Origin of the sequence: Alteromonas sp. BL110 (assembly GCF_003443615.1) — a bacterium.
Taxonomy (GTDB): Bacteria; Pseudomonadota; Gammaproteobacteria; order Enterobacterales; family Alteromonadaceae; genus Alteromonas.
Window position 1 is genome coordinate 2,081,205 of sequence record NZ_CP031967.1, and the last position, 14,472, is coordinate 2,095,676.

The window sequence follows — 14,472 nt, forward strand, 5'->3', positions numbered from 1 at the left end:
TATCCTACTGTGTTCTAGCGCGAGCTTTTCAAAAGCGCCTTTCACATAAGGGAGTTAATAAAATATAGATATAGCGACCAATTAAAGCCTTTATCTGCAAGAATGGAATTACAAGGACGGAATGCTAAAAATGATGAGTTGTTTGATTAAGCTACCAAAGCAGTGGACATTTTTAGCGACTGTTGCCGCCACTGTTTTAATTTCAATTGTTGTAACAGGGTGTGCAACGCCGAATAAGGTTACTCAGTTTGATAGTGACGAAGCAGTTATTAAGTACTCAGGTACACCGGGCTTTGAGGATAGATTTAGCAATATTTACGGCCGTTTTGAGACTTACCCCGTCACGTGCACTGATGATTGCTATCCTGCGTCTAATGTCATTGAATGCGAAAGCGACATGCAAAACTGTCAGTATGTGGGCAGTAACCCGCCGGTCAATTCACATACAGGCTTTACTGTTACTTGGTTAGGGCACGCAAGCTTTGTACTTAATATAGCAGGTAGTGAGCAAATACTTATAGATCCGGTGTTTGGTCAGTTTGATTGGCCAGTTAACTGGGCTTTTCGACTGGCAGAAGGGTTCAGCCGCAGCGCGCCAGCCTCTATGAGCGAAGAAAAACGAGCGCAAACCGATGCTGTGGTGTATTCCCATATTCACTATGACCATTTTAATAAAGCCGATATTGCCGATTTAGGCACAAAGCCCGAATACCTCGTCCCGTTAGGTTTCGCAGCGCATTTTCCTGCCAAAGGCTATACCATCAACGAAATGGCATGGTATACGAGTAAAAAAATAGGCGAAACCTCAATACATTTTGTGCCTGCTCATCACTTCAGTAACCGAATTTGGGTGCCGTATTTATACGAGGACGACAATACAACATTGTGGAACGGTTGGGTCTTTGAACATGAAGGCAACACCCTATTTTTTGCGGGGGATACAGGGTACTCCCCCCACTTCAAAGATATCAACGCCCGCTTTGGTGATATAGATGTTTGCCTATTACCCATAGCATCTTATTTCAGCGAAACCTCACCTAAATGGTATCGCAAGGTACATACCACGCCAGAAGATGCCATTGTTGCGGCTCAGGACCTAGGCTGCAAAGCCGTAGTGCCTTGGGGTTATGGAAATGCCAGCTGGATGATGGGTGACAAAACCTCACATTCTGCGCTGTTTCGTTTAGTAAAAATGAAGAAGCAGCTCAATCCTTCAATGTCTTGGATTATTTTGAACGAAGGTGAGGAAGTCTCTTTTTAATAGTTGTCTATCATTCAGGTCTTATCACTAATAAACTTGCCCTAGCTCACCTTTGTGGTTATTCTTTAATCAAATAAAAACAAACTAGTGTTATTTTCAAGGATTGAAGGTGTCTGAATTAAGAAGTAGTGCTTTTATTACTTTATCTATTGTTCTCTGCGGTTATCTTGGTATTTGTTCCTATCTGATAAACGAGCGACCTGCTCAACTCTCAGCGCCTTATAAAAGCTGCATAGACAAATGCAGGGCGAATATGGAGTACCTGCTTTCTGGTTCCGAGAATTATCAGTACGCTTTTATGCATAACGCACTTAATCAAATTTTCAAACCGTACGCTGAAGAAGAGGTGGGTTATTACATTTCCTGTAACTCAAAGCGGTGTGCACTTTGGGTTTATGTAAATACACCGTCAAAATTGCCTCCCATACTTCGCCGCCTAGAAAATGAAGTTTCTCCGTTTTTTTTCAATGAATCACCCCTTTTTCAAGATGGAGATGGTAAAGCTATCTACGCAAATGATTCTATTTATCCACAACTTTACCAGCAATCTTTTGGCATTTCCCACGCCACTCATCATCAAGCGGTTCCAGCTTAGCTAGCTTTTGAGCAAGCACTTTGTCGGCTTTCGTATGGGCGCACTGCATTAAGATGTGGACATTAACGGTATCGTTCTCACGGTGCAGTAATGTTACTTCGTCACCAACGTTAATGGTGCCGGTTTTAATGACGCGGTAGTACCAGCCAGTAATGCCCCGCTCTCCAACAAATCTATCTAAATTTGGAATGCCAAAGCGTTGAGATATTTTATTGCAAGGGGCGCGCGGTGCACTTACTTGTAGCTCTACATCGCCGAACTTCCAGATATCTCCGATATAAACGGTGGCATCGTCCATACCTTCTACACTGATGTTTTCGCCAATACTGCCTAGCGAAAATTCGCCTTCAGGAAAGTGCTTTCTTAACGTCAGGTAGTTGGTCGGATTGAACTGATGCAGCACTTTTTCCGGTCCACCGTGAAGGCGTTTGTTGGCTTGTTCGTCCTCTTCGGTTCTGTCCATATGTATTGTTAACGTTTTAACAGGTGTTTTAACAATACTACTTGGCGCCCCACGAGGGCCAAGCGGCTGAGGTTTTCCAGCAAACAAAGCGTTAACAGTAAAGGTGGCTGACATGGCAACTCCAAAAAATATTTTTGTGTATTTAAACCTTTCTACTATAGGGTACGACTAACCTTATAACACTAATAATGCTAATCAGCATCACAAATAACAAAGAGAAAAGAATGGAACACACACAACAACGTGTTGTACACGCCAATGTGGTGTTTGGTAACAAAAGCGAGCACGAGCTTATATCTAAGGCGAAAGAGGGCGACAAACAGGCGTTTAGAACTCTTTACGACGAACATATTGGCCGGGTCTACGCACTGTGTTATCGGCTTACTGGTGAAAAAGGAATGGCAGAAGATGCGTCTCAGGAAGTTTTTATTCAGCTGTGGAAAAAGCTCTATAACTTCGATGGGCAAAGCCAGTTTTCTACGTGGCTACATAGCGTAACGGCCAACATTACTATTTCCTACATGCGCAAACAGAAAGGCTGGGTGCAGCGCATGTTTAACTTGGAAAATAGCGGCATTAATGAAATGCCGGCTCAAGAGAATAGCACCGATGTGGATTTAGAAGCATTGATTATTCGCCTACCAGAGCGCGCAAGAATGGTTTTTGTACTTCACGCACTTGAAGGATACCGCCACGAAGATATTGCCAACATGTTGAACATGGCAGTGGGCTCAAGTAAAGCGCAATTTTTCCGCGCTAAGCAATTATTGAAAGATTTTATGGGAGTCGATGATGAGTGATTTTGATGACAAGCTTGCTCAGCATGTTTCTAGGTTATCGGAAGAGAAGCATCCAGAACGGGATTTATGGCGTGGGATTGAGTTAGGCATAGCGTCTCAGCAGAGCGAAGCTTCAAATGAAGAGAGCTTACCTTCTACGGTAACTTCAAGACAGTGGATGGCTATAGCTGCCAGTGTTTGCTTGGTGACTGTCTTATGGTTCGCAGCACCCTTTGCGTTTGAGGCTGACGAAAGTAGAAGCAGTGGATACGCTTTGATTGATGCAATGAGCAGCCAACAGCAGCAGCAGGTTAGCAGCCTGCTAGCAAGTTATGAAAGTACACCTGCGCTAACCCAAGACTGGCAGGAACAACTGAAAGAATTAGATGACGCAGCGGATGTTATTAAGGCGGCGTTAAAAGACGATCCAGACAACTCAGCATTGATAAAAATGCTGCATCACGTATACCAACAGCAAATTGCCTTAATTGAGCGAGTGCACGCGCCAAAGTGGCAGCAAATTTAATAAGGGCTTCAAAATGAATATGAATATGAAAAACAGAATATCGGATAAGGTAACGCACACGTTCAGCACATCTAACGGGGTTAGAGCTGTGCTAACTACGGCATTATTAAGCATCGCTACTGCCGCCTTTGCCGGTGAAAAAGTTGATAAAACCATTGATACATCTTCCTCTCCTAAAGTTGATATTGAACATATTGATGGAAAGGCTGATATCCGAGTATGGGATAAAGCTCAGGTTCGGGTAACAGGAGAGCTTGGTGATCAAACCGAAGAATTTATTTTCGAAAAGCGCGGCGATGTTGTTGTTATTCACGTAGAGGTGGAGCACCACTCTAAGAGTTGGTATCAGAAGAGTCGGGATGGTGATGACCTGATCATTTACGTGCCATCGGCAAGCGATCTTCATTACACTGCAGTTAATGCAGATGTGATAGCTAAAGGAATAACAAAAGCGGTAGATGTAGAGGTCGTCAACGGTAATGTGACACTGGAAAGCATTGGTGAGCGCGTCGAGGTTGAATCTGTGAACGGCGATATTCTATTAAAGAACGTCAAAGGCAGGTTAGAGGCTGGCACGGTTAACGGCGATATAGAAGCTACTCACGAAGGCACCACGCCTGTGAGTTTTACGGCGGTAAATGGAAAGCTTGATATAGCATCGAGCAGCCCTGACGTATCCGTTGAGACAGTAAACGGACGTATTGATCTTTCGTTGCAAAATATTGATAGCCTGCAGATAAATACCGTTAACGGTCGAACCTTTGCAAAATTGGGGCTGAACGCGAACGGCAGTATTAAAGCTAATTCGGTTGGTGGCGCGATGGAATTTATTTTTCAGGATGATGTGTCAGCTCAGTTTGATATAGAGACACATGCAGGTGGAAATATCGTGAATAATGTTAGCGGTGAAAAAGCACAAAAGCCAAAGTATGGACCTGGAAGCTGGTTGCGCTTTATACACAATGGTGGTGCTGCGAACGTCGATATTTCAACGGTACACGGACGTATAGAAATAGACCAAAAATGAATAAGCTATAGTCAGCTTGATAGGGACTTTAGCTTGAAAAAATCAATTTAGACCACATTTATTAATTAGAGTATGTGGTGATGCCAGAAAAGCTGCGTATAAACGCAGCTTTTTTTGTTTAGTCGCTAAATGGTGATATTTGGACGCTTAGTTAGAACTATAAATAAAGTTTAAAGCTCTATACTCAAGTGACTTCAAGTGAACTTTTTATATAGCTTTTACGTTAAACTACCTGATTTTAATAAATTTTATGTACGGAGAGTAAATTGAGTATTGTTGGACACGTCAAAAGGTTTTGGCGATTTCATAGCCTAATTATCGGTGCGTTTGGGATATGTGCGCTTACCTTAGGTTGTGCTGTTCAAGAGCCCTCTTATTACGAGGGAACCTGGGTTGTTACTAAGGCTTACAACGTGGGCATTAGCGCTCACTCAACAGCCGACTCGGAACAGTTTCTTGGGCGTTCTGTAACCTACGATAAAGAGACAGCGAAGCTCGACCAAGACCTTTGTGAGTCGCCTGTTTATACATCTCAAGAGATGAGCGCGAGTGACTTTTATGCTACTTTCGGCACGTCGCCGTCGTCGCTAGACTTCAGCGATGATAAGATCACCCAAGTAAGCTTAGCTTGTTCAGATAACGAAGCAATTATTGGGTCGACGCTGATTTTTCAGGAGAATATCAATACTTACACCTTGGTAGATGGTACTTTTTTGAAACTAGAAAAAACACTCTAGCCTAAGCTGTCTTTTTAGGTTCTCGTAATAAAAGACCAGCTTCCTTTGTTGAGAGATGTGCGTTAAAAGCGCATAATATCCAACTGACTTTTGTGCATTGGAATAGGCTTTACTTGTGGCGTCTGCGTCTAATAACGATAAAAATGTTGATAAATTGAAGGTTCCACCTCATAGCATTGAGGCCGAGCAGTCTGTTTTAGGCAGCATGCTTATCGACCCTGAAAGCTGGGATAAGGTCGCGGAACTCGTTACCGATAACGACTTTTACAATCGATCACATCAAATAATCTTTCGTGCTATCACTCGCCTACTCAATAGTAGCCAACCCATCGACTTAATCACGGTATCAGAAGAGCTCGAAAAACATGATGAACTAGAAGATGCGGGGGGCTTTGCCTATTTAGGCGAGCTAGCTAAAAATACACCCAGTTCTGCAAATGTAGTCTCTTATGCGCAAATTATAAGCGAGCGCGCTATCACCCGTGAGCTTATTGGCGTAGCCCACGAAATTGCCGAAGTAGGCTATAACCCTGAAGGTCGCGATAGCGCCGACATTCTTGATTTAGCTGAAAGTAAAGTTTTCGAAATCGCAGAACGAAGAACCGGTGAAAACGAAGGTCCTCGCGATGTCGAGTCTGTTCTAGGTAAGACCATTGACCGTTTAGAAGAGCTGGTCAAAACCAATAAAGAAGTAACGGGTGTAACGACTGGCTTTACCGATCTAGACAAAATGACCAGTGGTATGCAGCCTTCCGACCTTATTATTGTCGCAGCTCGTCCATCAATGGGTAAAACCACCTTTGCCATGAACTTGATTGAAAACGCCATGATGGCAGAAGAAAAGCCAGTGCTTGTTTTCAGTCTCGAGATGCCTTCAGAACAAATCATGATGCGTATGTTGGCGTCATTAAGCCGTGTTGATCAAACGAAAATTCGTACCGCTCAGTTAGACGATGAAGACTGGGCGCGCATATCTAACACTATGGCTATGCTTAAAGATAAAGATAGCTTGTTTGTTGATGACTCGTCGGGTCTAACCCCTATGGATGTGCGAAGTCGAGCCCGTAAACTTGCGCGGGAGCGGGGTGGGATTAGCCTTATCATGGTGGATTACCTTCAGCTAATGCGTGTACCGTCGCTAAGCGATAATCGTACATTGGAAATTGCCGAAATTTCACGGTCATTAAAAGCGCTGGCTAAAGAGCTTGAAGTGCCCGTAGTCGCACTCTCGCAGCTTAACCGTACGCTAGAGCAACGTGCGGATAAACGCCCAGTTAACTCTGACCTTCGTGAATCTGGTTCAATCGAGCAGGACGCCGACCTTATCATGTTTATCTATCGTGATGAGGTTTATCACGAAAACAGTGAATATAAAGGCATTGCTGAGATTATTATTGGTAAGCAGCGTAACGGTCCAATCGGTACCTGTCGACTTACCTTCCAAGGCCAGTTTTCTCGTTTTGATAACTACGCAGGCCCTGCCATTGCTGATGAGTATTAAGGTTTCTCGCTGGTTTAATAGCTAGTAAGCTCACTGGCTATAATTGATTGGTGATAGGTAGTTAGCACTTAACTTTCTCATTTAGCAAAAAGCGACAGAAACAAAAAAGGCGCCTTCCGGCGCCTTTTTCAATTCATAGGAAATGAATTATTTTTCTTCAGCTACTTTCACTGTATCTTTAACTGTCACTGAAATGCGACGGTTAACACGGTGTGCTTCAGCATTGTTGCCTTCGTCTAGAAGCTGTGTTTCGCCGTAACCGATAGTCTCAAGGCGAGAGCTGTCGATACCGTACATGTCTACCATTACTTCTTTGAAGTTAGCAGCACGACGCTTAGAAAGGTCCATGTTGTATGCTTCAGAACCTGGTGCAGAAGTGTGACCTTCTACTACTGCAGTTGTTGAAGGATACTGCTTCATGAACTCAGCAAATTCAGAGATTTCTGGATCTTTAGGCATTTTAACAACAGCACTTTCGTTGTCGAATAGAACGCGTAGTGTGATTTCTACTGTTTCTTCGTCAAATACTGTACAACCTTTAGCGTCTACTTTTACGCCAGCTGGTGTATCAGGGCACATGTCTTTGCTGTCTACAACGCCATCGTTGTCAGCATCTTTAAGCGCACAACCAGTTGCATCTACTTTAGTGCCAGCTGGAGTGTTAGGACACTGGTCAACACTGTTTAGGACACCATCGTTGTCGTTATCAACGCTACAGCCTGTCGCATCAACGCGAACACCAGCTGGAGTCATTGGGCACTGATCTTTGCCATCTACAACGCCGTCGTTATCGCTATCTTTAGGAGCAGCAGGTGTAGATTTACCAAATGGAACAGCAATACCTAGCTTGATGCTGTAGTCATTATAATCTTCACCAAAGTCGTGGTATGCCGCGACTTCAGTAACAAGCTTAACGCTCTCATGAATGTCCCAGTGTTTACCGATACCGATATTACCTAGCGTAGTTGACTCACCCACTGCTTGGCGCTTAACACCACCAAATACAAACCATGCATCGTTAGGCATGAAGTAAAGTGCGTCAACACCAACCATCTCGCCGCTATCATCACCGCCACCGGCATAGTCAAGATCTAGCGCAGTAAATTCAACACGAGCAGCCCAGCTTTGAGTGAAACGGAAACCGTACTCAAAAGCTACACCACGACCGTCGTCGTAAAGTTCACCTTCAGTAAGGTCTAGTGGGCGTGAGTCATCAGTATTGTAGTACATGCCAGATAGGCCAAACCAGTTTTTATATTCTGGCTCAGAAGAGTCTTGAGCAAATACACTAGTAGATGAAAGTACAGCTAGAGATAGCGCTGCCATTTTAAAGTGTTGTTTCATAGTCACATCCTGTTTAACGTTGAGTGATTATCGATTTTAGATAATTTGTGTTGTGCTTAGCTACATAGGCAAGCACAAATTGTGCCATTTATAATATGGGTTAGGCTGCGATCCCTTGTAATGTGGCAATAATTGTTCGTCTTCCACCATGATCTCGGTGTTCACCGAGCATGATACCCTGCCATGTACCAAGTGCAAGTTTGCCTTGTTGGACAGGAATGGTAAGTTGACAGCCTAGTATACTCGATTTTAAGTGAGCAGGCATATCATCTTTACCTTCATAAGTATGCCTGAAAAAAGAAAGTTCTTCTTTTACACTATGGTTGAAGAAAGCTTCCATATCATGCCTCACCGTAGGGTCAGCATTTTCGTTTATCGTTAAGCTCGCACTAGTATGCTGAAGCCAAAGATGTAGCAATCCAACTTCAACTTGGCGAATACTTGGGATAGCAGATTCCACTTGGTCTGTAATTAAATGAAATCCTCTTGGGAAACAGTCGAGTGTAATTTTTTCAGAGTGCCAGAAATTATTTGTCAAAACAGATTTCCAAATGCGCTAACCCTTCGTCGCACATAAAAGGGAGAATGATTTTAGCGCCATCGACCTGATGGCTAATAGTATGTTGCTTTCCCGATACAACGATAGGTGTTGCCATACCGAACTCAAATCCGCGTTCTGCAAGGTCTCGTTTTGCGTTTCCGCAAATCATGTTGGTGACCTCCCCAACCATGTCCCCCACTTCAGCATCAAGTTTTTCAGGACGCTCTCCAACCATTCGTTCCATAATAGTAAGGGCAAGTGATTCATCGAACGTGATAGACATAGAACCGCGAACATCTGGTCCCACCATGCCTATCAAGCCAGAAACGTCACCTTTAGCGATATCACTTTGCTTGCGTTTAGGCTTGCCCGGTGTCAATTTTGTCTGTGCCATCGTCTCTAGCACGTTCAGCAGACCAGCAATAAAAGGATTCACAAAATCAGCATTCATGTACACTCTCCTGGGCAGTGTGCTCTTCGGTTTGTTGACAGTCGGCACACAATCCATGAGCCTCAATGGTTTGTTTCGAGACTTTAAAGCCGTGTTGTTTAGCTTGGTTATCGAGGGTATCTTGAAGACCTTCAGATTGAATCTCAGCAACATCACCGCAACTGTCACAAATTAAGAACTGAACGGGGTGGTTACATCCAAAATGGTAACAGGCTACAAACGCATTGGTAGACTCCAAGCGATGAATGAAACCAAAATCGAGAAGAAAATCCAAAGCGCGATACACTGTTGCAGGTTTCGCACTGGATTCTGTTTCTTTTAATGAGTCGAGTAGTTCATAAGCACCCATGGGGCCGTGCTTTGATACAAGAATCTCGTACACCTTTTCTCTTAGCGGTGTAAATCTGGCGCCGCGCTGTTCACAATATGCGCGTGCCTTATGGATAAGTGTGGTTTTGTTCATTGATGGTAACCGTAAACTCGACTTTCATTGTTATATTAAAGCGCTACTTCTGGATCACGTTTGTTTGTGTGAACGTGAGCAATTAACTCATCTTCCAAGGCAAAACGCTCTTCTAATATTTCTCCAAGCTTGGCTAAGGCAGAATCGAAGCCTGCAGCCTGCTCTGGCGTCACTGCTTGCGCAAACGTATCATTGAATTCCAGTGCGGCGTCAGTGGTTTTTGTCAATCTAGGGTAAAGTTTATCCCGCAGTTTTATACCTTCGCTATCGCTTTCAACTAAAATATCGAAAACTTCGAAATGGCCTGCAGAAAGATAATCGAGTAAAGCACCACAAAAGTTTGCGATTTCATCGGCATCGGGCAAGCATTCGCTATGGTTGTTAATGCCAGCGAGTTCGCAGTACGAGACTAATAAGGCTTGCCTGGCTAACAGCCAGCGGTCTATGACCTGGCTTTTGCCACCCCATTTTGATTTTACGCTTTCCAACTGTTGCAACATTGTATGTGCTACCCGTTTAGCGACAATAAGTTTCAGTATAACACCGTGCACTAGCGACACAAATTTTGCACGAAAAAGTTTGTAGTAAAAACATAGTGCTAAGGCAGACCAATAAGTATTGGGCGGGTTATTGGCCTCGAATTTACAAATTTTGGTCAGAATGGACAGTAACCTTTTATCAGCGCTAGTGTATTATGAAGTACAGAAGCGCAGGAGTAACACTAAATGATGATAAAATTAGATGAGAGGAAATTGACTTCCCAGCAGGCAATGTGGGTAGTTTTCAGCCGGGGAAAAGTTCTAGTACAAGAATCATCTGAGTCTATTCCCGTTGCTTATCTGAGTGAAATTCCTTTCCTAGCGTCATACGTAAATGAAATACATCAACTTCCGCCGCTAAACGAAACCGCACACAGAGAATTACCTGTCTTTGTTGTAGATTTAGGCGCTGAACACGTAGAAGAACCCGGATGGGAAAAAGTATCGCTTAGACAACTTCTTTTTGCTGAATACGATATTGCTTTTTCTGTTATTGGTAGAGCATGGCAATACATTCACTTTTTACGAACACACCAGTTTTGTGGCCAGTGTGGTGCGAAAACCGAGCGTGTAGATTGGGAAATGGCTATGCAGTGTCACCGCTGTAACCACCGCACTTACCCAAGGGTATCTCCTTGTATTATCGTCTCTATTCACGACAATGAGAAAATACTATTAGCAAAAGGGGTACGCCACAAGGAATCTAATATGTATTCGACCCTCGCCGGCTTTGTCGAGAGCGGAGAAAGCCTAGAGCAAGCCGTTCACCGAGAAGTATTTGAAGAAGTTGGCGTTAAAGTTAAAAACCTACGTTATTACAACAGCCAACCTTGGCCATTCCCTCACTCTCTAATGGTAGGTTTTATTGCCGAATATGATGGAGGAGAAATTCGTTGCCAAGAGAATGAGATAGATGACGCGCAGTGGTTTGACGTAGATGCGCTGCCGACTATTCCACCTAAGGTGTCTATCGCAGGACAGCTAATTGATAAAACAGTGTCTCTGATTGGCAACAAATAAAAAACCCTGCCGAGGCAGGGTTTCAATACGTTTAGCACGGTCCCATAAAGGGCTTCTTTTAGTTAACGACTATAGTAATAGCAAACACTCACTTCAAGTGCAAGTTACTTTTTGAACAATGTGCAAGGAATATTCGTCTTTAATTATCGACACTACGTCGATTTGTCATTAGAACACCGACTTTTTAATACAGGTTTTGGCACACCTTGTTCAGAATGCTGGTATACTTCGCGATTCAAATATATACAGTTATTTAGGTGAGTTATATGTCGCAAAATTTCCCCAGTGTTGATAAGCCCGCGTTGAAGAATGATCGTTACTTACGTGCGTTACTTAAGCAGCCGGTAGATATGACACCTGTATGGATGATGCGACAAGCAGGGCGTTACCTTCCAGAGTATAAGGCGACCCGCGCAGTAGCAGGCGATTTTATGTCTTTATGCAAAAATGCCGAACTTGCCTGTGAAGTAACGCTGCAGCCTTTACGCCGCTTTCCTCTCGATGCCGCTATTCTTTTCTCTGATATTTTGACTATCCCAGATGCTATGGGGTTTGGTCTTTACTTCGAGACAGGTGAAGGCCCACGTTTTAAAAATCCAATTACGTGTAAAGCGGATGTAGATAAAATTGGCCTACCGGATCCAGAAGGTGAGTTGCAATATGTAATGAATGCGGTTCGCACCATTCGCCGAGAGCTTAAAGGTGAAGTACCATTAATTGGCTTTTCCGGAAGCCCTTGGACATTAGCCACCTATATGATCGAAGGAGGCTCGAGTAAAGCTTTTACCAAAATCAAAAAGATGGCATTTGCTGAGCCCGCTACGCTTCACGCGCTGCTCGCAAAATTAGCTGACTCGGTAACAGAATATCTCAATGCCCAAATCGCAGCGGGTGCACAATCTGTCATGGTATTCGATACCTGGGGCGGCGTATTGTCTCCTCGTGACTATAAAGAGTTCTCGCTTCAATACATGGAGCGCATTGTAAGTGGGCTAACCCGTGAAAATGAAGGTCGTAAAGTGCCTGTAACCCTGTTTACGAAAAACGGTGGAATGTGGCTAGAATCAATTGCGGCAACAGGCTGTGACGCAGTAGGTTTAGATTGGACTATCGACATCAAAGAAGCGCGTGCGCGTATCGGCGATAAGGTAGCACTTCAAGGCAATATGGACCCATCTATGCTGTATGCGCAGCCGCAAAGGATTGAGCAGGAAGTAGCGTCTATTTTAGAAGGCTACGGCGAGGGAAGTGGTCACGTGTTTAATCTAGGGCACGGTATCCACCTAGACGTACCACCTGAGAACGCCGGTGTGTTTGTAAACGCGGTGCACGAACTTAGTAAGCAATATCACAAGTAAGCGACTTCAATAAAGGAAGTGGAATGAAAACGTGGCTTGTGTTGTTGCTGATAGCGTTTGCACTGGTAGCGGGGTATAAATTCTCTGGCTATCAACACCAGCTCAGTGAATCCAATGCGGAGAAGGAGCGCCTAACCAATGTGTTAGCGCGCTCTCGTGCCACGGAAACGAGTGAACTTAAAGTCATGAAGCCTGCCGCTAAGCTCGTAAAAAACGACGTCGAAACAACTCTCTCCGCAATCAGCGTTGCTGGTGAAGAGCAAGCTAGCGTTCAAGCAGTTGATAGCGTGCAACCTGCAACTTCTGACCCGTTTTATACGAAAACAGAGGGGTCACTTAATACCTTTTTTGCTTTACCTCCTAACAAAGAGCGCTTTGTGTTGGAAACGGTAAAATGTGGAAATGGGCGTTGCGAAATAACCGGACAGTACGATGGCTCTGAAACCGAACTATCTTTGGTTATAGAAGCCTTAGAGAAAGAACCATGGTGGCAATTTGGCTCTCCAACCATTACCACTGAAGTTGCACAGCGCGGCTTGAGACTCAATGTTTCTTTTGTTGCTTCACAGTTGCCAAGCGCTAGCGTACAAAATCGAACCCGTGCCCAAGAGCCAAATCAAAATAGTGTGCAGAGCGATTCGGACAACCAAATTGCATCAGCCCAAATAACATCTGCGGGATAGCTTTTAACCTTAAGTTTATTGCTTGGGGTTACACGTAAATCTTATGCGTCTCTGGGTAAGCCTTTTTCAACAACGCGAATAAGTCGAGCTTGCTGTCTACTGTCACCGCTAGAAGACTGTTGTTTGCGTTGCTGTTGCGCAATAGCCCAATCAATGTGCCTATCTACTAAGTCGCTTACCCAGCCCCGTCTTTCTTCCAAAAGCTGAATGCTTTCTTCATTATAAGGAGCGTTGCCTAACGCCACGGCGATATTTCTCTGCCACTTCTCAAAGCCGATACGCCTGATAGGTGAGCCCTCGGTATTGCGTAAATAGGTTTCTTCAGACCAACTAAACAAATCATTAAGACGTTGACCATGCAATACCTGCCTAGGATGAAAGTCTTCTTCACTGGTTATATCGGCGAAACGATTCCAAGGGCAGACAAGCTGACAATCATCACAGCCGTAGATGCGATTGCCCATCATTGGTCGTAACTCTTCAGGAATGTCCTTATCCGATTCAATGGTGAGGTATGATATACAGCGGCGACCATCCACTTTGTAGGGGGCTACAATCGCGCCTGTCGGGCATATAGTTAAACACGCCGTGCAGCTTCCACAGCCTTCTTCGATAGGGGCATCCACTGGCAGCGGTAAATTAATAAAAAGCTCACCTAAGAAAAACCAAGAGCCCGCTTCTTTATTGAGTGTCAGACTGTGCTTACCGGTCCACCCAATCCCCGCTTTTTCAGCAATAGCGTGTTCCAGCACAGGTGCTGAATCGACAAACGGGCGGTATTGGGTATGCGCAAGGGAATCGGTTATTTTTTCGCCTAGCTGCTTTAAGCGCTTACGCAACACTTTGTGGTAGTCTCGGCCTAACGCATAACGGCTGATATAGCCTATTTCTCGCTTTTTCAAATGCTTAGCAAATGAGGCATCAGGAGGTAAGTAATTCATGCGAACGCTGATTACACGCAGTGTACCTGGGACCAATTCATCTGGCCGGGCACGCTTCATCCCATGGCTCTCCATGAAAGCCATATCACCGTGGTAGCCATTGTCTAACCATTCCTGCAGGTGTGACTCGTGCTGATGTAGATCAATATCGCTGATGCCAACCTGTTGAAAGCCTAGCGCTGTACCCCAAGCCTTGATATTGTTGGTCAATTCAACAAGGTCGATAGAACTAATTTCGGACAT

Annotated in this window: 16 protein-coding genes; 9 read left to right on the forward strand and 7 right to left on the reverse strand. The window is 44.3% G+C overall.

The annotated features are described in order from the left end of the window. Positions 1–133 precede the first annotated feature (133 nt). Complete coding sequence (locus tag D1814_RS09110; protein WP_409049184.1) at positions 134–1,261, forward strand: MBL fold metallo-hydrolase; 1,128 nt, start codon at positions 134–136, stop codon at positions 1,259–1,261. 521 nt (positions 1,262–1,782) lie between these two features. Here D1814_RS09110 and D1814_RS09115 read toward each other — a convergent pair. Next, positions 1,783–2,433, reverse strand: a complete 651-nt coding sequence (locus D1814_RS09115) for an MOSC domain-containing protein (RefSeq protein WP_118491561.1) — start codon at positions 2,431–2,433, stop codon at positions 1,783–1,785. Between the two features lie 110 nt (positions 2,434–2,543). Between D1814_RS09115 and D1814_RS09120 the strand changes: the two genes are divergently transcribed. The 5 genes from D1814_RS09120 to dnaB all read left to right on the forward strand — a co-directional run bounded on the left by D1814_RS09120 (position 2,544) and on the right by dnaB (position 6,889). Continuing rightward, positions 2,544–3,119: an RNA polymerase sigma factor gene (locus D1814_RS09120; protein ID WP_118491563.1), complete on the forward strand. Its 576-nt coding sequence runs from the start codon at positions 2,544–2,546 to the stop codon at positions 3,117–3,119. Next, on the forward strand, positions 3,112–3,624 hold the full coding sequence (locus D1814_RS09125; protein WP_118491565.1) for a hypothetical protein: 513 nt from the start codon (positions 3,112–3,114) through the stop codon (positions 3,622–3,624). The genes D1814_RS09120 and D1814_RS09125 overlap by 8 nt, the downstream gene beginning before the upstream one ends. 13 nt (positions 3,625–3,637) lie before the next feature. After that, entirely contained in the window at positions 3,638–4,651 is a 1,014-nt protein-coding gene (locus tag D1814_RS09130; RefSeq protein ID WP_118491567.1) for a DUF4097 family beta strand repeat-containing protein, read from the forward strand. Between the two features lie 266 nt (positions 4,652–4,917). After that, positions 4,918–5,388: a hypothetical protein gene (locus D1814_RS09135; RefSeq protein ID WP_118491569.1), complete on the forward strand. Its 471-nt coding sequence runs from the start codon at positions 4,918–4,920 to the stop codon at positions 5,386–5,388. Between the two features lie 115 nt (positions 5,389–5,503). Further along, on the forward strand, positions 5,504–6,889 hold the full coding sequence (dnaB, locus tag D1814_RS09140) for a replicative DNA helicase (protein WP_118491572.1): 1,386 nt from the start codon (positions 5,504–5,506) through the stop codon (positions 6,887–6,889). Positions 6,890–7,036: 147 nt separating this feature from the next. Here the strand turns inward: dnaB and D1814_RS09145 are convergent, their stop codons facing one another. The 5 genes from D1814_RS09145 to rsd all read right to left on the reverse strand — a co-directional run bounded on the left by D1814_RS09145 (position 7,037) and on the right by rsd (position 10,188). Continuing rightward, positions 7,037–8,233, reverse strand: a complete 1,197-nt coding sequence (locus D1814_RS09145) for an OmpA family protein (RefSeq protein WP_118491574.1) — start codon at positions 8,231–8,233, stop codon at positions 7,037–7,039. A 100-nt stretch (positions 8,234–8,333) separates the two neighbouring features. After that, a complete protein-coding gene (locus D1814_RS09150) occupies positions 8,334–8,771 on the reverse strand; it encodes a secondary thiamine-phosphate synthase enzyme YjbQ (RefSeq protein WP_118491576.1) in 438 nt (145 codons plus the stop codon). Then, a complete protein-coding gene (locus tag D1814_RS09155; protein WP_118491578.1) occupies positions 8,761–9,225 on the reverse strand; it encodes a chemotaxis protein CheX in 465 nt (154 codons plus the stop codon). Before D1814_RS09155 ends, D1814_RS09150 begins: the two co-directional genes overlap by 11 nt. Continuing rightward, on the reverse strand, positions 9,215–9,688 hold the full coding sequence (locus D1814_RS09160) for a transcriptional repressor (protein WP_118491580.1): 474 nt from the start codon (positions 9,686–9,688) through the stop codon (positions 9,215–9,217). Before D1814_RS09160 ends, D1814_RS09155 begins: the two co-directional genes overlap by 11 nt. A 35-nt stretch (positions 9,689–9,723) precedes the next feature. Beyond that, positions 9,724–10,188, reverse strand: coding sequence for a sigma D regulator (rsd, locus tag D1814_RS09165; RefSeq protein WP_118491582.1), 465 nt, complete (start codon positions 10,186–10,188; stop codon positions 9,724–9,726). Between the two features lie 225 nt (positions 10,189–10,413). Here rsd and nudC point away from each other — a divergent pair, with 225 nt between their 5' ends. From nudC to D1814_RS09180, 3 genes are all read left to right on the forward strand, one after another. Then, on the forward strand, positions 10,414–11,247 hold the full coding sequence (gene nudC / locus D1814_RS09170; protein ID WP_118491584.1) for an NAD(+) diphosphatase: 834 nt from the start codon (positions 10,414–10,416) through the stop codon (positions 11,245–11,247). A gap of 266 nt (positions 11,248–11,513) precedes the next feature. After that, positions 11,514–12,605 (forward strand): uroporphyrinogen decarboxylase, encoded by a 1,092-nt coding sequence (hemE, locus tag D1814_RS09175; protein ID WP_118491586.1) that lies wholly within the window; start codon positions 11,514–11,516, stop codon positions 12,603–12,605. Between the two features lie 23 nt (positions 12,606–12,628). Further along, positions 12,629–13,288 (forward strand): hypothetical protein, encoded by a 660-nt coding sequence (locus D1814_RS09180; protein ID WP_118491588.1) that lies wholly within the window; start codon positions 12,629–12,631, stop codon positions 13,286–13,288. 41 nt (positions 13,289–13,329) lie between these two features. On the opposite strand, the gene queG is transcribed toward D1814_RS09180, so the two are convergent. Continuing rightward, on the reverse strand, positions 13,330–14,472 hold the full coding sequence (gene queG / locus D1814_RS09185) for a tRNA epoxyqueuosine(34) reductase QueG (protein ID WP_118491590.1): 1,143 nt from the start codon (positions 14,470–14,472) through the stop codon (positions 13,330–13,332).